Annotated in this window: 16 protein-coding genes; 5 read left to right on the forward strand and 11 right to left on the reverse strand. The window is 64.0% G+C overall.

All coding sequences use genetic code 11. The features are described 5' to 3' along the window. Positions 1-50 precede the first annotated feature (50 nt). The 8 genes from hprK to RN01_RS19740 form a co-directional block, all read right to left on the reverse strand. Positions 51-1,022, reverse strand: coding sequence for an HPr(Ser) kinase/phosphatase (gene hprK / locus RN01_RS19705; RefSeq protein WP_008650955.1), 972 nt, complete (start codon positions 1,020-1,022; stop codon positions 51-53). Positions 1,023-1,090: 68 nt separating this feature from the next. After that, positions 1,091-1,546: a PTS IIA-like nitrogen regulatory protein PtsN gene (ptsN, locus tag RN01_RS19710; protein ID WP_017511024.1), complete on the reverse strand. Its 456-nt coding sequence runs from the start codon at positions 1,544-1,546 to the stop codon at positions 1,091-1,093. Between the two features lie 475 nt (positions 1,547-2,021). Continuing rightward, positions 2,022-2,375, reverse strand: coding sequence for a ribosome hibernation-promoting factor, HPF/YfiA family (gene hpf, locus RN01_RS19715; protein WP_008650960.1), 354 nt, complete (start codon positions 2,373-2,375; stop codon positions 2,022-2,024). 50 nt (positions 2,376-2,425) lie between these two features. Continuing rightward, entirely contained in the window at positions 2,426-3,904 is a 1,479-nt protein-coding gene (locus RN01_RS19720; protein ID WP_017511025.1) for an RNA polymerase factor sigma-54, read from the reverse strand. Positions 3,905-4,027: 123 nt separating this feature from the next. Further along, the gene (lptB, locus tag RN01_RS19725; protein ID WP_011515190.1) at positions 4,028-4,819 is read right to left on the reverse strand and encodes an LPS export ABC transporter ATP-binding protein; all 792 of its coding nucleotides are present in this window, start codon (positions 4,817-4,819) and stop codon (positions 4,028-4,030) included. A 25-nt stretch (positions 4,820-4,844) separates the two neighbouring features. Then, positions 4,845-5,489: a lipopolysaccharide transport periplasmic protein LptA gene (gene lptA / locus RN01_RS19730; protein WP_011515191.1), complete on the reverse strand. Its 645-nt coding sequence runs from the start codon at positions 5,487-5,489 to the stop codon at positions 4,845-4,847. 62 nt (positions 5,490-5,551) lie between these two features. Beyond that, a complete protein-coding gene (lptC, locus tag RN01_RS19735; RefSeq protein ID WP_017511026.1) occupies positions 5,552-6,178 on the reverse strand; it encodes an LPS export ABC transporter periplasmic protein LptC in 627 nt (208 codons plus the stop codon). 3 nt (positions 6,179-6,181) lie between these two features. Further along, positions 6,182-7,165, reverse strand: a complete 984-nt coding sequence (locus RN01_RS19740) for an SIS domain-containing protein (RefSeq protein WP_024569509.1) — start codon at positions 7,163-7,165, stop codon at positions 6,182-6,184. 150 nt (positions 7,166-7,315) lie between these two features. Between RN01_RS19740 and RN01_RS19745 the strand changes: the two genes are divergently transcribed. Beyond that, on the forward strand, positions 7,316-9,295 hold the full coding sequence (locus tag RN01_RS19745) for a monovalent cation:proton antiporter family protein (RefSeq protein WP_017511028.1): 1,980 nt from the start codon (positions 7,316-7,318) through the stop codon (positions 9,293-9,295). Here the strand turns inward: RN01_RS19745 and RN01_RS19750 are convergent. Together RN01_RS19750 and RN01_RS19755 are read right to left on the reverse strand one after the other, a co-directional pair. Next, the gene (locus RN01_RS19750; RefSeq protein WP_017511029.1) at positions 9,285-9,713 is read right to left on the reverse strand and encodes a ribbon-helix-helix domain-containing protein; all 429 of its coding nucleotides are present in this window, start codon (positions 9,711-9,713) and stop codon (positions 9,285-9,287) included. The two genes, RN01_RS19745 and RN01_RS19750, sit on opposite strands and share 11 nt — an antisense overlap. Positions 9,714-9,771: 58 nt before the next feature. Continuing rightward, the gene (locus RN01_RS19755; RefSeq protein WP_017511030.1) at positions 9,772-10,350 is read right to left on the reverse strand and encodes a DJ-1/PfpI family protein; all 579 of its coding nucleotides are present in this window, start codon (positions 10,348-10,350) and stop codon (positions 9,772-9,774) included. Positions 10,351-10,476: 126 nt separating this feature from the next. On the opposite strand from RN01_RS19755, the gene RN01_RS19760 reads away from it, so the two are divergent. After that, on the forward strand, positions 10,477-11,049 hold the full coding sequence (locus tag RN01_RS19760) for an adenine phosphoribosyltransferase (RefSeq protein WP_011515197.1): 573 nt from the start codon (positions 10,477-10,479) through the stop codon (positions 11,047-11,049). A 279-nt stretch (positions 11,050-11,328) separates the two neighbouring features. Further along, positions 11,329-13,005: a Na/Pi cotransporter family protein gene (locus RN01_RS19765; protein WP_011515198.1), complete on the forward strand. Its 1,677-nt coding sequence runs from the start codon at positions 11,329-11,331 to the stop codon at positions 13,003-13,005. 53 nt (positions 13,006-13,058) lie between these two features. Here RN01_RS19765 and uvrA read toward each other — a convergent pair whose 3' ends face one another. Next, positions 13,059-15,926 carry an excinuclease ABC subunit UvrA gene (gene uvrA, locus RN01_RS19770; protein ID WP_024569508.1) on the reverse strand — a complete coding sequence of 956 codons (2,868 nt, stop codon included), beginning with the start codon at positions 15,924-15,926 and terminating at the stop codon, positions 13,059-13,061. 274 nt (positions 15,927-16,200) lie between these two features. On the opposite strand from uvrA, the gene RN01_RS19775 reads away from it, so the two are divergent. Next, positions 16,201-17,457, forward strand: coding sequence for an MFS transporter (locus tag RN01_RS19775; RefSeq protein ID WP_024569507.1), 1,257 nt, complete (start codon positions 16,201-16,203; stop codon positions 17,455-17,457). Between the two features lie 182 nt (positions 17,458-17,639). Beyond that, a complete protein-coding gene (locus RN01_RS19780; RefSeq protein WP_017514424.1) occupies positions 17,640-18,191 on the forward strand; it encodes a single-stranded DNA-binding protein in 552 nt (183 codons plus the stop codon). Positions 18,192-18,317 lie beyond the last annotated feature (126 nt).

The raw sequence follows: 18,317 nt of genomic DNA on the forward strand, positions 1-18,317 counted from the left end.
AGCAATTGAAAGCGACGCCGGCGTTTCACAAAACCGCCGGAATTGTCTGATCAGAGCAGCCGACCCTGGCCGCGGGAAACCACGTCAGCCTGCATTGCTGCCCGCTGACGGTCCATGAAGTCGCGCAGGGTATCGATGCCACGCAGGCGCAGTATCGTGTTGCGGACAGCGGCTTCCACCAGCACGGCGAGGTTTCGGCCGGCTGCCACCTGGATCTTCACCATGTGGATCGGGAGGCCAAGAACGTCGAGGTACTGGGAATCAAGCGGCAGGCGCTCGAACTCGCCGTCGTTGCGGCGCACCAATTGCACCACGAGCTTGAGCTTCATCTTCCGCCGCACGGCGGTCTCACCGAAGATCGTCTTGATGTCGAGCAGGCCCAGGCCGCGGACTTCAAGCAGGTTCTGCAGCAACGGCGGGCAGCGGCCCTCAATGAAATCCGGGCCAAGCCGCACAAAATCGACGGCGTCGTCGGCCACCAGGCCATGGCCGCGCGAGATCAGTTCCAGGCCCAGTTCGCTCTTGCCAAGGCCCGACTCACCCATGATCAGCACGCCCATGCCGAGGATGTCGAGGAACACGCCGTGCATGGTGACGCGCGGCGCGGAGATGCGCGACAGGTACAGGCGGAGGTGGTCGATGACGGCCGCCGAGGATACCGGCGTCGTGAACAGCGGAGTCGACGAGCGCGTGCAGCGCAGTTCCAGATCGGGCGGCGGCTCCATGCCATCCGCTACCACCAGGAATGGCGGCTCGAGCAGGATCAGCTCGCCCATCTGACGCTTGCGGGGTTCGTCGTCGAGGCGCTGGTAGTAAAGGATCTCGGGTTTACCGAGCACCTGAATCCGGTTTGGGTGGATGAGGTTCAGGTGGCCGACCAGATCGGCAGCCGATGTTGCCTCCCGCGCGAATTCCACGTCGAAGGCACGATCGGCCCCTTCCAGACCGGCGACCCAGGAGAGTTTGATGTCGGCTGCGTTATCGTCGAAGATCGACTGGGAGGTGACGCCGGTGAGTTCCATGCGGGATGACTTTTCGGGAGGGGCTGTATCGCGGGTATCGCGTCAGGCTGCGCTGGCCTGCCGTCGTGTCAGGGGTGCCACTGGGTCAGTAACTCGTGGACCGCTTCGGGCGTGGGTAACGTGGCCAGTCCTTCACGCATTTCGCGGTCCGACAACAACTGGGCGATTTCCGAAAGAATCTCCAGGTGCTGCTGGGTGGCCTGCTCGGGAACAAGCAGGAAGATCAGCAGCGACACCGGTTTGCCGTCGGGCGATTCGAACGGAATTGGCTCGGCCAGGCGCATGAAGGCAGCCAGAGGCTGCTTGAGTCCCTTGATGCGGCCATGCGGAATGGCGACGCCGGCGCCAAGACCGGTAGACCCGAGCGATTCGCGCGCGAACAGGTTGTCGGTCACGGTGGCCCGGGCTACGCCATGGTTGTTCTCGAACAGGAGCCCGGCTTGCTCGAAGACCCGCTTCTTGCTGGTGACGGTGACGTCGAGATTAATGTTGCCGGGTGGCAGCAATTTGGCCAAACGATTCATGGGCGATGCACGAGGAGTCAGAAAGGCGAGCCGACGCACATGAGTCGTCCCGCTGCGTTGGGCAATTCAGGCTATTGAGCGCAAAAGGACGCCCGCATTGGAGCGTCCGGCCATTATAGAGCAGGGCCACTGCGCACTTGTGCGCTGCGGCGCCGGCGCCGCGAGTGGTGCCGCGAGCTTGCCGGTCGGATTGCCCACCCAGAAAACTGCGCCCGCTATCGCGTGATCTTTCGCCACGCGGAATGCCGGGCCGGTTGTCCGGGGCCGTCCTGTCTGTAGTTGTTGTATGGCGCAGCATACACCGAGCGGCGTCAGTTGCGAACACCCTCGGCTGACCAAATGTTGCAGGGCTGGTACTTGGGTAACGGGTGCGCCAGCGGCGCGTCCGCCTCGCGCCCATCAAAAAAGCCGCGCAGATGCGCGGCTTTGCTCTTCCTATCTATCCTCTAAGGGGCGACCTGGTGTCGCCGCCAACTTATTGTTGTTGTAGTTGTTCGGCAGCCATCTGGTACTTGACCGCTTCCCGGTCATGCCCTTGCACGCGGTCCTTGTAGCGGATCACCTGGCGGTCGAGCTTGTCGACCAGGCAGTCGATTGCAGCATAAAGGTCTTCATGATGCGCTTCGACGAAGATGTCCTTGCCCTTGAGGTGCAGGTTGATTTCCGCGTACTGACGCTTGTCCTTTTCCTTATGGTTGTCTACGGATAGCAGCACGCTTACGCCAATGACCTGATCGAAATGTCTGACAATTCGCTCCAGTTTCGTTTCCACATACTCACGCAGCGGCGGCGTGATGTCGAGGTGGTGTCCACTGATCTTGAAGTTCATAGCGCTTCTCCTTCTGAAAGAGCCGCACCAGGCAGGCGGTTGCGGCTCGGCTACAAAGTCTTGCGGAGATTGACTGCGGGGATCTTCAGCGCTTCGCGGTACTTGGCCACCGTGCGGCGTGCGACCACAAAGCCCTGTTCGCCCAGCAACTCGGCGATGCGGCTGTCGGAAAGGGGATTCCTGGGTTCTTCGGCTCCTATCAGTTGCTTGATCAGCGCGCGGATCGCCGTGGATGAGGCCGCGCCGCCAGTCTCCGTGGAGACGTGGCTACCAAAGAAGTACTTCAACTCGAAAGTACCCATCGGCGTGGCCATGTATTTATTCGTAGTCACCCGGGAAATGGTCGACTCGTGTAGACCCAGTGTATCGGCAATCTCCCGCAAAACCAAGGGGCGCATCGCGATTTCCCCGTGCGAGAAAAAGTTCCTTTGACGTTCCACAATTGCCTGCGCAACACGCAGGATCGTGTCGAAACGCTGCTGAATGTTCTTGATGAGCCACCGCGCCTCCTGGAGCTTCTGCTGCAGCCCGGCCGCACCCGCTTCCCCTTTTGCACCGCGCAAAATCTGCGCGTACATGTCGTTGATGCGCAGACGCGGCATCACGTCGGGATTGAGCTGCGCGATCCAGCTACTGCCACTCTTGCGCACGAACACATCCGGTACCACGAAGTCCGCTTCCGGACGGCTGTAGGCATGTCCGGGATACGGTGCAAGCGAGCGGATCAGATCGTGCGCGGCCTTAAGTGCAATTTCGTCAACCTGCAGGGCTTTCTTGAGCCGCGTGTAGTCACGCACGGCCAATAATTCCAGGTGGTGGTTGACGATCGATAATGCAAGGTCCCGCTGCGGATGTTGCAGACGGCGCAGTTGCAGGGTGAGGCATTCCGCCGCGTTGCGCGCACCCACGCCAGGCGGGTCGAAGCTCTGCAGCAGGGTCAGTATCGCCTGCACTTCATCGACTTCGAATTCGAGTTCCTTGGGCAGTTCCGAACAGATCTCGTCGAGCGTTGCGCCCAGGTAGCCGTCGTCGTCGAGCGACTCGATCAGGAAGATGGCCAGGCCCTTGTCACGCGTGGAGATCTTCAGCGGCGTGAGCTGTTCCATCAGGTATTCGCGCAGCGTGGGTTCCGCTTCGCGAAGCTGCATCGGCGACTTCTCGTCATCGTCGCCCTGAGGGCGGCGAGCGAAATCGTCCAGGCTCCAGTCGCTGCCGTAATCGTCACTCGCGCTGTCGCCGTAGCTGTCGTCTTCGCCATTGGCGCCGTTCGTGCGATCGTCGCCGTTACCTTGCGGTTCGGAAGATGCTGGCGCCGGGGCGCTTTGCAAGTTGACCGACCCGTCCGCGGCCACGCGCAGCGGGCTTTCGATCCAGTCGTTCTCGCGTTCGAGCAGCGGGTTCTCGGTCAGCGCCTGCTCGACTTCCTGTTGCAGCTCCAGTGTGGATAACTGCAGCAGCCGGATGGACTGCTGCAGTTGAGGAGTCAGAGCCAGATGCTGGGAAAGTCGAAGCTGAAGCGATGGTTTCATGCGACCTATTCTATGCGCATCTTCCCGTTGTTGGAACGGAAATTGCTATCACCTATCGCTGGCACTTCGTGATCGCCAACGGCAAGTTGACGAATGCTGCAAAGCGGCGTCGCGGCCGCTTGATCACATGCGGAAGTTCTCGCCCAGATAGACGCGTCGCACGGACTCGTTGGCGATGATTTCCTCGGGCTGTCCCTCGGCCAGCACGGTGCCTTCGCTGATGATGTATGCGTGGTCGCAGATGCCCAGCGTTTCGCGCACGTTGTGGTCGGTAATCAGCACGCCGATGTTGCGTGCCTTCAGGAAGCTGACGATGCGCTGGATCTCGCCCACGGCGATCGGGTCCACGCCCGCGAATGGTTCGTCGAGCAGGATGAAGCGCGGCGCCGACGCCAGCGCGCGCGCGATTTCCACGCGGCGGCGCTCGCCGCCCGACAGCGATAGCGCCGGGTTGTTGCGCAGGTGGGCGATCTGCAGGTCATCGAGCAGCGAGTCGAGCCGGCGATCGATTTCCTGCTTGGGCAGTGGCTTGCCGTTGACCACTTGTAGTTCCAGCACCGCGCGGATGTTCTCCTCCACGTTGAGCTTGCGGAAGACCGAGGCTTCCTGCGGGAGGTAAGACAGTCCCATGCGCGCGCGCTCGTGGATGGCCAGGCCGCTGATGTGCTGGCCATCGAGCACGATATCGCCTTCGTCCAGCGCGACCAGTCCGACGATCATGTAGAACGACGTGGTCTTGCCCGCGCCGTTCGGGCCGAGCAGGCCGACGACCTCGCCGCTCTTGACGTCGAGCGAGACGTCCTTGACCACGGTGCGCGAGCCATAGCGTTTCTTCAGATGGCGCACGACCAGCGTGCTGCTATCCGTGGATGGGGCGGAAGAAGCCTGGTCGGCGAGCGTGGCGGTATCGTTCATCGGGTACGGATGGAGCTTGAAACGGTCAGGGCTTGGCCGGCTGCGAGGACGGCTTCAGGTCGAGCGGCGCGCCCGCAGGCGCGCTGGCCTGGTTCGCGCGCGGCGACAGCACGGCGCGCACGCGGCCAGAAGGGTTCCCGGCGGACGCGTTGTTGTCGCCGCCGGTTGCGGTATAGAACTCATTGCGGCTGTCGTACGTGATTACCGCGCCGCGGATTTCATCCAGGATCTTCGCGCCGACACCGGAAACGCGCGCCGCGCGTGCATTGCCGATCAGCTTGTTGATCTCCGACTTGCCGTCGTATTCGATGCGGTCGCCCCAGCCATCGATGTACTCGTCCACGCCGTCGCGTTTCTGGCGGATATAGGCTTGGCGGCCCGGCTTGGAGGTGGCGATGGCGTACTGATAACCCTCGGGGTCGGTGCGCAGTTCGGCGGCATCAGACTTCAGCACCATCGTGCCCTTGGTCAGCACCACGTTGCCGGTCAGCGTGTAGATCTGCTTGACGTCATCGTAGCTGGCATTGTCGGCTTCCAGCACCAGCGGCTTGGTCTGGTCCGCGCGCTCGGCGAAAGCAGGCTGGGCCAGGAACAGGCCGATGGCGGCGATGGCCGCCATCAGGGCGGGCGCGGTGCGGCGACAGGACGATGTCGTCAGGGAAGCAGTCATTTTTGGCTTTGCTGAAAGGGGAAGGCAGCAGTCAGGCGGACGGTGGGGCGCAAATCCCGATGTCACTGGGCGCTGGCCTGCCCCGGCGAATTCATGATGATGGTGCCGCGAACGTTACCCAGCAATTGTACTTCGCGGGTGACGTTGTTGAAGATCAGGCCGTTGGCGTTCATTACCGACGGTCCGCGCGTCAGTTCCACGGGCTTGTCTGTCTTGACGATGTCGTCGTTGACCAGTAGCTGAAAGTACTGCGACGCCGCCGTCATGCGTGGGTCCTTCGACACATCGGTACCCGCCTGACGCACGATGAACGCATTGCCGTACAGGTCGATGATCGAACCCTCGGCATTCATCACGCCGCGATTCGCGTTGGCGGTAACGGGCGGGCGATCCGGCTCGTAGTTGCGCATGGCCGGCGTGGTCACCTCGTAGGTCTGGTCGTCCTCGAAATGGACCATCTTCACGCCGGTGAAGCGGATCTTGGTATTGCCATCCTCGGCCAGCTCCGTGGCCGAGAAGCGGTCCATATAGTAGTCGGGGACGTGCCGCTTGACCTGCGCCTGCGCCGTGGCTTCATGCGGCGAGTTGATCTGCACGAGCCAGAACGTGCTGCCGGCCACGATCGCCATCAGCAGCAGCGGCAGCAGCCGCATGACCAGGCCGGTGATTCTGGACAGGAAGTCTGGCATTGATCAGATGACCTTGGCCCGGGTCAGGTCATGGATGTGGAGCGCGCCCGCCAGGTGGCCATCGTCATCGACGACGAGCAACTGGTTGATGCGGTTCGTTTCCATGATCTGCACGGCTTCCACGGCGAGCTTGTCGAGATGCACGGTGTGGGGGTTGCGGTGCATGACCTCGCCGATCGGCACGGTCTTCCAGTCGCGCGGCGTTTCCAGCAGGCGGCGCAGGTCGCCGTCGGTGAACACGCCCACGGCGCGGCCGTCGGGGTCCACCACGGCGGTCATGGCCATGCCCTTGCGGGTGATTTCCATCAGGGCCTGGGCCAGCGGCGTGCTTTCACGCACCGCGGGCACCGCATTGCCGGTGCGCATCACGTCGCGCACGTGGGTGAGCAGCTTGCGGCCCAGCGCGCCGCCGGGGTGCGAGCGCGCGAAGTCGTCTTCGCCAAAGCCGCGCGCGTCGAGCACCGCCACGGCCAGCGCGTCGCCCAGTGCCAGCGCGGCGGTGGTGCTGGCGGTCGGGGCCAGGTTCAGCGGGCAGGCTTCCTGTGCCACAGCACCATCGAGATGGGCGTTGGACAGTTTGGCCAGGTTTGATTCGGCGTTCCCGGTAATCGAGATCAACCCGGCGCCAATGCGCTTGACGATCGGAATGATCGCCAGCAGTTCGGCCGTTTCACCGGAATTGGAGAAAGCGATCAGGACGTCGTCGCGCGTGATCATGCCGAGGTCGCCATGGCTGGCCTCGGCGGGATGCACAAAGAAGGACGGCGTGCCGGTGGATGCCAGCGTGGCGGCCACCTTGCGGCCGATATGGCCCGACTTGCCGATGCCGGACACGACGACGCGCCCGGTGCAGCCGAGAATCATCTCCACCGCCTTCGTGAACGCGGGCGTGAGCCTTCCGGCCAGCGCGGAAACGGCCTCGGCTTCGATTTCAAGGGTTTGGCGGGCGAGCCGGAGTGCTCGATCCGCATCGAAATTGGCTATCATGGCGTCGGAGTATACCAACGAATGCGATGGCGTCTGGCCCGGCTTTCCAGCCTTTTGCCGCCTTGACGACCGCCGCGCTTGCCGTGTTTCGCCGGCAGGGCGCAAATGCCGGGACGGCGCGCGTGCCTGGCTGGTACTTTTCAATCGCCGATGCATTCTCCGCTGGAACTGACCCTGGTGCTGCTGGCCGCTGCCGTTTTTGGCGTGGTGGCGTTCCGCATGTTGCAACTACCGCCGATGCTCGGGTATCTGGCGGTCGGTATCCTGATCGGCCCGCACGCGCTCGGCCTGGCCAGCGATTCGGGCCAGACCAAATACCTGGCCGAATTCGGCGTCGTCTTCCTGATGTTCTCGATCGGGCTCGAATTCAGCCTGGCCAAGCTGCGCGCGATGAAGCGGCTGGTGTTCGGGCTGGGTGGATCACAGGTCATCCTGTCGATGCTGGCTGTGGTGCCGGCGAGCTGGATGTTCAACTGGCTGTTCCCGCTGTCCTGGCAGGCATCCGTGGCCCTGGGTGGCGCGCTGGCCATGTCGTCCACGGCCATCGTTTCCAAGATGCTTTCCGAGCGCCTGGAGCTGGAAAGCGAGCACGGGCGCAACATCATCAGCATCCTGCTGTTTCAGGATCTGGCCGTGGTGCCGCTGCTGATTGTGATCCCAGCGCTGTCGCGCGATCCGGGAGACCTGGCGTTCGCGCTGGGGCTGGCCACGGTCAAGATCGCCGTGGCCCTCGGCGCGATCTTCTTCCTGGGCCAGCGCCTGATGAGTCGCTGGTTCCACGTCGTGGCGGCGCGCCGGTCGCAGGAACTCTTCATGCTGAACCTGCTGCTGGTCACGCTAGGCATGGCCGCGCTGACAGAGCGGCTGGGCCTGTCGATGGCACTCGGCGCGTTCATGGCGGGGATGCTGATCTCGGAAACGCCCTACCGCCATCAGGTGGAAGAGGACATCAAGCCGTTCCGGGACGTGCTGCTCGGGCTGTTCTTCGTCACGATCGGCATGTTGCTGAACGTACGGGTGGTGTTCGACCACGTCTGGCTCGTGCTTGCGCTGCTCATCGTGCCGATCCTGTTCAAGCTGGTGCTGATCGCAGCGCTGGCGCGGCTGTTCGGCTCGCGCCAGGGGGTGGCGATCCGCACCGGCCTTGGGCTGGCGCAGGCGGGCGAATTCGGTTTCGTGCTGCTGAACCAGATCGATGGCATGGGGCTGGTGGACCCGGTGCTGATCCAGGTGATCCTGGCGTCGATGCTGCTGTCGATGCTGGCCGCGCCGTTCCTGATCCAGTACAGCGACGCGATCGTGTTGCGGTTTGCCGCGAACGAATGGCTGTTGCAGTCGCTAAATATGACCCGGATCGCGGCGCAGAGTCTGCAGACCGAGAAGCACGCGATCATCTGCGGCTACGGCCGCAGTGGCCAGAACCTGGCCCATATGCTGGAACGCGAGGGCATCACCTACGTGGCGCTCGACCTCGACCCGGATCGCGTGCGAGACGCGGCGGCGGCGGGCGATACGGTGGTTTATGGCGATGCCGGCCGGCGCGAGGCGCTGATCGCGGCCGGTATCCACCGCGCGGCGCTGGTGGTGGTGACCTATGCCAATACGCCGTCGGCGGTGAAGGTGCTGCACCATGTGCAGGAGCTGGCGCCGGCGCTGCCGGTGCTGGTGCGGACCGTCGATGACTCCGAACTGGACATCTTGCAGAAGGCGGGCGCGACCGAGGTGGTGCCGGAAATTATCGAAGGCAGCCTGATGCTGGCTTCACACGCGCTGGTGCTGCTGGGCGTGCCGATGCGTCGTGTGGTTCGGGGCGTGCAGCAGGCGCGCGACGCGCGCTACAGCCTGCTGCGCGGCTATTTCCACGGCCGTGACGACGAGGAAGACATGGTGGAGCGGGACACGGTGCGGCTGCACGCGGTGTCCCTCGGGCCAGAACACACGGCCGTGGGGCGTCGCCTGGGCGCGCTGGGGCTGGAGCGGATCGGCGTGGAAGTCACGGCGGTGCGCCGGCGCGGCATCCGCGCCTTCGACCCCGAGCCGGACACCGTGCTGGAGCCGGGCGACATCGTGGTGCTGCGTGGCACGCCCGAGGCGCTGGAGTCGGCCGAGGAACGGCTGATCAAGGACTAGAACTAGAGGCAGAGGCGTGCTCGCCTCTGGCTGATCGTGGCAACGGCGAACTGCCAGCCTCCACCCACGACGCGGGCAGACTATCCAGCACGGCTCGCGCATCGAGTGACCGAATCGACACACTGGTATCGGCCGGGATGCGCCCCTCGTTTTGCAGAAGCAGGTAGCGCATGCAGCACACGCGCAGGAACGAGGCAAAGTTGGCCGACAGCGACGTCTCGCCGCGATGTTCGGCAAGTTCGTCGTGTAGCCGCGTCAGCAACTGGTTGACGGTCATGCCGTCGCGCTGCGCCAGTTCTTCCAGGACCTCCCAGAACAGGTTTTCCAGCCGGATGCTGGTGGCCATGCCGTGCAGGCGCAACGATCGGGACTGGGTCTGGTACGAATCCGGATTGGCCCGGATGAAGATCTCACACATGGATACCTCCGTGCGGCGCGGCCGCGGGCCCGATGGCCCGCGCCACGTTCGGAAGCCTCTACTCTACGATTCGCGTCCCAAGCACTGCAAGGAACTGCGCCAGCCAGGCCGGATGGGCAGGCCAGGCCGGCGCCGTTACCAGGTTGCCGTCGGTATGGGCCTGGTCGACCGGGATATCTGCATATTTGCCGCCGGCCAGCCGCACCTCGGGCGCGCAGGCGGGGTAGGCGGAACAGGTGCGACCTTCGAGCACGCCGGCTGCCGCCAGTAGTTGCGCGCCGTGGCAGACCGCGGCGATCGGCTTGTTAGCCTGGGCGAAGTGGCGCACGATCTCGAGCACGCGGGCATTCAACCGCAGGTATTCGGGGGCGCGGCCGCCCGGAATGACGAGGGCGTCATACCGCGCCGGATCGATGTCCGCGAACGTGGCATTCAGCGTAAAGTTGTGGCCGCGCTTCTCCGTGTAGGTCTGGTCGCCTTCGAAGTCATGGATGGCGGTGGCGCAGTGGTCGCCAGCCTTCTTATCCGGGCAGACCGCGTGAACCGTGTGGCCCACCATCTGCAGTGCCTGGAACGGCACCATGGTTTCGTAGTCTTCGGCGAAGTCGCCAGCCAGCATCAAGATCTTCTTGGCCACGGTTGTCTCCTGTATCTTTGCGGGTTGCGGATGTTCAAACTGCCGGGCCATTGTGCGGCGATGGTTTTGGACACGGGTGGTAGCCCGTTACCGCATCGCGCGTAATTTCACTTTCCAGTTTCTTTCATGTCGAACTCCATCATCCAGTCCCCCGATCTTGGCGATGTCACCGGTTACCTGCGTGACCGCATCCGCACCGTGCCGGACTGGCCGCAGCCGGGCGTGATGTTCCGCGACATCACGCCGCTGCTGCAGAACCCCAAGACGCTGCGCGTGCTGATCGACGTCTTCGTGCACCGTTACATGGACCAGAACCTGGACCTCGTGGCTGGCATCGACGCGCGCGGCTTCATCCTCGGATCGATCATCGCGTACGAGCTGAACCTGGGCTTCGTGCCGATCCGCAAGAAAGGCAAGTTGCCGTTCCAGACGGTGGCCGAGGAATACGAGCTCGAGTACGGCAGCGCCACCGTGGAGATCCATGCCGATGCCTGCAAGCCGGGAGACCGCGTGCTGCTGATCGACGACCTGATCGCCACGGGCGGCACGATGATGGCGGGCCGCAAGCTGCTGGAGCGTCTTGGCGCAACGGTGGTGGAAGGCGGGGCGATCGTCGACCTGCCTGAGCTCGGCGGCTCCAAGCTTTTGCAAGCCAGCGGCCTGTCGCTGTTCACGGTCTGCAATTTCGACGGCCACTAGGAAGCCCTGGCAAGCCATTAGGAAGTCGTTTCAAAAGGATTCCGGCGTCGTTGCGGGGCCTTGCCATGCCGCTTGTACTGTCTGCGGCCCCGCTCCAGGCCAGAACCGCTTCGCTTCATCCTGAGGCAGCTTCCAGGATGGCTCGAATCGCCGCCCCCTCCCGGGTTTGCTCCCTTCGGCAGGGGGGCGCATAATGCCTCCTTGAAATAACAAGGCGATGACCGGGCTGCGCGCCTCGCTTCCGCCCCTCGCGGCACCGGTCACGAAGAAGGCTGCACTATGGGCGTATTGCTTCATCTTCTCTCCGGCGTGGCGCTCCTGATTTGGGGCACCAACATAGTCAAGGTCGGTATCCTGCGCGTGTACGGCGCCAATCTGCGCCACGTGCTTTCCGTCAGCGTGTCCAACCGGTTTGCTGCGTTCCTCGCGGGCGTCGGCGTGACCGGTCTCGTTCAGAGCAGCAATGCCACGGCCGTGATCGTCAGTTCGTTCGTCGGACAGGGACTGATCGCGGTGGCCCCCGCGCTGGCGATCATGCTGGGCGCGAACGTGGGTACCGCGCTGATGGTGCAGGTGTTCTCGCTCGATCTGTCCTGGCTGTCGCCGCTGCTGATCTTTATTGGCGTGATCCTGCATCTGTCATGGAAGGGCAGCAAGGCCGGCCACGTGGGGCGCGTGCTGATCGGGCTGGGTCTGATCACGCTGGCGCTGGAACTGATTTCGATCGCCACGCGGCCCGTGGTGCAGGCGGCCGGTGTCAAGGTGCTATTCAGCACGCTGACTGGCGACGCCGCGCTGGACATGCTGATCGGCGCGGTGCTGACGATCCTCTGCTATTCGAGCCTGGCCATGGTGCTGTTCTGCGGCGCGCTGGCATCGGCCGGGGTGGTGTCGATCCACGTGGCCATGGCGCTGGTGCTGGGCGCCAATCTCGGCTCGGGTATCTCGGCGCTGATGTCGACGTCGGGCAACAACCAGCCCGGTAAGCGCGTGACGCTGGGCAACCTGCTGTCGCGCCTGCTCGGTTGCGTGATCGCGTTGCCGCTGCTGACGAAGGCCGAGGAACTGCTGGCGCTGGTTGGCAGCGAGCCGCAGCGGATGATCGTGAACTTCCATCTGCTGTTCAACGTGGCGCTGGCACTGTTGCTGCTGGGCGCTACCGCGCCGCTGGCGCGCCTGTGCGAGGCCATTCTGCCGGGCCGGAACACCGGCGACAGCCAGGTCACGCCGCGCCACCTCGATCCGGCCGCGCTGTCCACGCCGACGCTCGCGTTGTCTAACGCCGCGCGTGAGGTGCTGCGCATCGGCGATCGCGTCGAACAAATGCTCGACAACCTGCTGCGCGTGCTGCGGACCAACGATCTGAAGCTGGCCAATGCCACCTGTCGTATCGACAACGAAGTCGACGATCTCTACACCGCAATCAAGCTCTACCTGACGCAGATCAGCACCGAGGCGCTGGATGAGCACGATGGCGAGCGCTGGACGGAAATTATCTCGTTGACGATCAACCTGGAGCACGCGGGGGATCTGATCGAACGCGTGATCGTCGACACCAAGGAAAAGAAGATCGCGCACAACCTGTCGTTCTCCGAGGCCGGCATGCAGGAGATCGCCGAGATGCACGCCCGCGTGGTGGCGAACCTGCGTCTGGGACTGTCGGTGTTCCTGACCGGTGATCTGCGCAGCGCCCAGCAACTGATGGCGGAGAAGGCGGCCTTCCGCGATCTGGAGCGCGATCTGTCGCGCTCGCACCTGCAGCGTGTGGCCGTGCAGACCGTGGAGAGCATCGAGACCAGCTCGCTCCATCTGGATCTGATCGCAGAACTGAAGCGGCTCAATTCGCTGTTCTGCTCCACCGCATATCCGGTGCTGGAGCGGGCGGGGATGATGAACCGCAGCCGGATGAAGGAGGATCCGGAGGAGAAGGTTGCGGCGGTAGCGGGCGCTCGCTAGCGGGGTTGGGGGAGAGGGCAGGGCGCGTCGACTTCCGACCACGCCCTGGAAACCTACCCCTGCTTCTTCAACAGAGGCGCCAGATACTTGCCCGTGAAGCTCGCCTTGCTGGCGGCCACGACTTCCGGGGATCCCTTCGCGATTACCTGGCCGCCACCCGCACCGCCCTCCGGGCCCATGTCGATCAGCCAGTCCGCCGTCTTGATGACGTCCAGGTTGTGCTCGATGATCACGACCGTGTTGCCCTGGTCGCGCAGCTTGTGGATGACCTTGAGCAGCAGTTCGATATCGTGGAAATGCAGGCCCGTGGTGGGCTCGTCGAGGATGTACAGCGTGCGGCCGGTGTCGCGCTTGGACAGTTCCAGCGACAGCTTCACGCGCTGCGCTTCGCCGCCGGAGAGCGTGGTGGCCGACTGCCCCAGCCGGATGTAACCCAGGCCCACGTCGAGCAGCGTCTGCAGCTTGCGGCGCACCACCGGCACGGCGTTGAAGAACTCGTGCGCCTGCTCGACGGTCAGGTCGAGCACCTCGGAGATGGCCTTGCCCTTGTACAGCACCTCTAGCGTCTCGCGGTTGTAGCGCTGGCCGTGGCAGACATCGCACGGCACGTAGACGTCGGGCAGGAAATGCATTTCCACCTTGATCACGCCATCGCCCTGGCATGACTCGCAGCGGCCGCCCTTCACGTTGAACGAGAAGCGGCCCGGGTCGTAGCCCCGTTCCTTGGCGGAGGGCACGCCCGCGAACAGTTCGCGGATCGGCGTGAAGAGGCCGGTGTAAGTAGCCGGATTCGAGCGCGGCGTGCGGCCGATCGGGCTCTGGTCGACGTTGATGACCTTGTCGAAGTGCTCGAGGCCTTCGATGCGGTCATGCGGCGCGGGCTCCGCAGTCGAGCCATACAGATGGCGTGCCACCGCGTGGTAGAGCGTGTCGTTGATCAGCGTCGACTTGCCTGAACCAGAAACGCCAGTGACGCAGGTGAGCAGGCCCACCGGGATTTCGGCCGTAACGTTGCGCAGGTTGTTGCCAGTGGCGTTGACGATGCGGAGCAGCCGCTCGTCGTCGGGCAGGGCGCGCGTCTTCGGCACCTCGATGCGGCGCTGGCCGGACAGGTACTGCCCCGTCAGCGATGCCGGTGAGCTCTCGATCTGGTCCGGCGTGCCTTCCGCCACGATCATGCCGCCATGCACGCCCGCGCCCGGGCCGATGTCCACCACGTAGTCGCACGCGCGGATCATGTCCTCGTCGTGCTCCACCACCAGCACCGAGTTACCGATGTCGCGCAGATGCTTGAGCGTGCCGATCAGGCGGTCGTTGTCGCGCTGGTGCAGGCCGATCGACGGCTCGTCGAGCACGTACATCACGCCGGTCAGGCCGGAGCCGATCTGCGAGGCCAGGCGGATGCGCTGCGCCTCGCCGCCGGACAGCGTGTCCGCGCTGCGCTCGAGCGACAGATAGTCGAGCCCGACGTTGTTCAGGAAGTTCAGCCGGGCGGTAATTTCCTTGACGATCTTGTCCGCGATCTCGCGCTTGGCGCCATGCAGGTCCAGCGTCAGGAAGTACGTCAGCGCGTCGCGCAGCGGCCAGCCGTTGATCTCGAAGATCGCGCGGGCCTGATCGGCCTCGCCCACTTTTACATGGCGCGCCTCGGTGCGCAGGCGGGTGCCCTGGCAGACCGGGCACGCCTGATTGTTCTGGTACTTGGCCAGTTCCTCGCGCACGGCCACCGAATCGGTTTCACGATAGCGGCGTTCGAGGTTCGGGATGATCCCTTCGAACGCGTGCGCGCGCAGTGTGGTGCGGCCGCGTTCGTTGATATACGTGAACGGGATCTCGGTTTCGCCGGAACCGTGCAGGATTACCTGCTGCACTTCGGGTGGCAGTTCCTCGAACGGGGTTTCCGTGTCGAATTCGTAGAACGCCGCCAGGCTCTGCAGCATCTGGAAATAGAACTGGTTGCGGCGATCCCAGCCCTTGATCGCGCCCGAGGCCAGCGAGAGGTTCGGAAAGGCCACCACCCGCTTCGGATCGAAGAACGTGATCTGGCCCAGGCCGTCGCAGCTAGGGCAGGCGCCCATCGGGTTGTTGAACGAGAACAGGCGCGGTTCCAGCTCCTGCAAGGAGTAGGAGCAGATGGGGCAGGCAAAGCGCGAGCTGAACACATGCTCGCGGCCGGTGTCCATCTCCATCGCGATCGCGCGGCCATCGGCCAGTCGCAGTGCCGTTTCGAACGATTCGGCCAGGCGCTGCTTGATGTCGGCGCGGACCTTGACGCGGTCGACCACCACCTCGATCGTGTGCTTTTCGGTCTTCTTGAGCTTGGGCAGCGCGTCGACATCGTAGACCTTGGCCTCGGCCTCATGCGCGGTGCCGCCGCCGGAGCGGATGCGGAAGCGCACGAAACCCTGCGCCTGCATCGTGTCGAACAGGTCGGTGTGCTCGCCCTTACGGTCCGAGACCACAGGCGCCAGGATCATCAGCTTGGTGTCTTCTGGCAGCGCCAGCGCCGCATCAACCATCTGCGACACGTTCTGCGCCTGCAGGGCGATGCCGTGGTCGGGGCAGTAGGGCGTGCCGGCGCGGGCGAAGAGCAAGCGCAGGTAGTCGTGAATCTCTGTGACGGTGCCGACGGTCGAGCGCGGATTGTGGCTCGTGGCCTTCTGCTCGATCGAGATCGCCGGGGACAACCCCTCGATCAGGTCGACGTCGGGCTTTTCCATCAGTTGCAGGAACTGGCGGGCGTAGGCGGACAGCGATTCGACATATCGGCGCTGCCCCTCGGCGTAGAGGGTGTCGAATGCCAGCGACGACTTGCCTGACCCCGACAGCCCCGTGATCACCACAAGCTTGTTACGCGGCAGGTCGAGATTGATGTTCTTCAGGTTGTGGGTACGCGCCCCACGGATCTTGATTTCTTCCATATCCCCGTCAATGTGCCTTGCGCAACGCCTGGGGCGCCCGAAACAGGGGCGCCAGCCTGCCGCGACACGCGATTTCCGGGCCCGCCGAAAGCGGAGCGTGATGCGGAAAGCGCGGGAAGCAAACCTGCTAATATACCGAACTTCGGTTTCCGGGGTTGCCCGGCGCCAGACTGGCGAATGACAACGGGGTGGAGACAGCCCCGCGTCAGCAACTTCCCGGCGTTCGGACGATCGAAGCTGTCGCCGACCGGACCAGATTCCTTATACGACCGCAATGCCGTCGATCCCGCCTTCTTCCCAGCCCGCATCCCTTGCCGACGAGTCCACCCGGACCGAGCCCGTGCGTGACCGCATGACCAAAGGCGAGTTGCGCGCCAGCCTCACACTCGCCAGCATCTTTGCCCTGCGCATGCTGGGCCTGTTCCTGATCCTGCCGGTCTTTGCCGAGTACGCGCGCACGCTGCCCGACGGGCACGATGCCCAGCGGGTTGGCATCGCGATGGGGATCTACGGGCTGATGCAGGCTTTCCTGCACATTCCATTGGGCTGGCTGTCCGACCGGGTCGGGCGCAAGCCGGTCATGGTCGCGGGGCTGCTGCTCTTCGTGGCCGGCGCGCTGGTTGCAGCGTTCTCCGATACCCTGACTGGCATCATCATCGGCCGCGCATTGCAGGGCATGGGCGCGATCTCGGCGGCCATCACGGCCTGTATCGCGGATCTGACGCGTGAACGCCATCGCACCAAGGCCATGGCAATGGTCGGCGGCAGTATCGGCCTGACGTTCGCGCTCTCACTGGTGATTGCTTCGCCACTTTTGCATTCGATCGGTATGTCGGGCATCTTCAGCCTGATGGCCGTATTCGGCGTGGTGGCGATCGGCGTGACGCTGTTCCTGGTGCCTGCGCCGCCGCCGCCGCATCCGGTGCGGTTGCCGTTCCGCCAGGTGCTGATGAATGCCGACCTGATTCGTCTGAATGTCGGCGTGCTGGCGCTCCATGCGAGCCAGGTGGCCATGTTCATGGTGGTGCCGGCCATGCTGAGCGACGCGGGGATGCCGCTGGACCAGCACTGGAAGGTCTATCTGCCGGTCGTGCTGGTGTCGTTCCTGCTGATGCTGGCGCCGATGATGGCGGCCGAGCGCTACGGCAAGGTGCGCCCGGTGCTGCTGGCCTCGGTGGCCCTGATGACGGTCGTCCAGATCCTGTTCGCGTCGGTCCACGGCCTTTGGCCGATCGTCGGCGTGCTGCTGCTGTTCTTCGTCGCGTTCAACGTGCTGGAGGCGATGCAGCCGTCGCTGGTGTCGCGTTACGCAGCGGTCAGCCGTGGCGCGGCGCTTGGCGTCTACAACACGACCCAGTCGCTGGGCCTGTTCCTCGGTGGCGTGGCCGGCGGCTGGCTGCTCCAGCACGAAGGACGCAGCGCAGTGTTCATAGGGTGCGCGGTGGTTCTGGTGCTCTGGCTTATAATCGCGTGGAGCATGAAGGCGCCCCCGGCCCGTAGCCAAGGGAGTACTTCTGCGGTGGCGGCTTAGGCACAGTTTTTTTCGTATCGGTATTAGTCCGCTACGTTTTCCTGCTGTATTGGCGTTAGCATGAACACGCGCTTGACGGTTCATCCGTAGGGCGCGTGATGTCGTTTACGTCCCAGCTTTTTTTGCACGTTCCTTACGTTTAGTACCGCGCTGAAAGGGCGCGGTCCCTGGAGATCATCTACATGGCATCGGTCAACAAAGTCATTCTCGTCGGCAACCTGGGCGCCGACCCCGAAACCCGCTACATGCCCAGCGGCGATGCCGTGACCAACATCCGGCTGGCGACGACCGACCGCTACAAGGACAAGCAGTCCGGCGAATTCAAGGAAGCCACCGAGTGGCACCGCATCGCGTTCTTCGGCAAGCTGGCCGAGATCGCCGGCCAGTACCTGCGCAAGGGTTCGTCGGTCTATATCGAGGGCCGCATCCGCACGCGCAAGTGGCAGGACCAGTCCGGTCAGGAAAAGTACAGCACCGAAATCGTCGCGGACCAGATGCAGATGCTGGGTGGCCGTGGCCAGGGCGGTGGTGGCGGTGGCGATGAAGGCGGCTACGGCGGCGGTGCCGGTGCCGGTGCGGGCGGTGGCGGTGGCTACAGCCGCGAATCGCAAGGCGGTGGTGGCCGCAGCCAGGGCGGTGGTGCCCAGGGCGGCGGTCAGCAAGGCGGCCAGCGTCGCCAGCAACAGGCACCGTCGAACGGCTTCGAGGATATGGACGACGATATTCCGTTCTGATACCTCGTAACGGAAAGCTGTAAAGAAAGGGTATTCGGAATAGCCGGTTGATGAAGGGAACTTCTAACCGGCTTCCGAAGGCGGTGTAGTGATGTTGATGGGAGGCTCCAAGAAGCGCTCCAAGAG

This window comes from Cupriavidus sp. SHE (assembly GCF_000812445.1).
Lineage (GTDB): Bacteria > Pseudomonadota > Gammaproteobacteria > Burkholderiales > Burkholderiaceae > Cupriavidus > Cupriavidus metallidurans.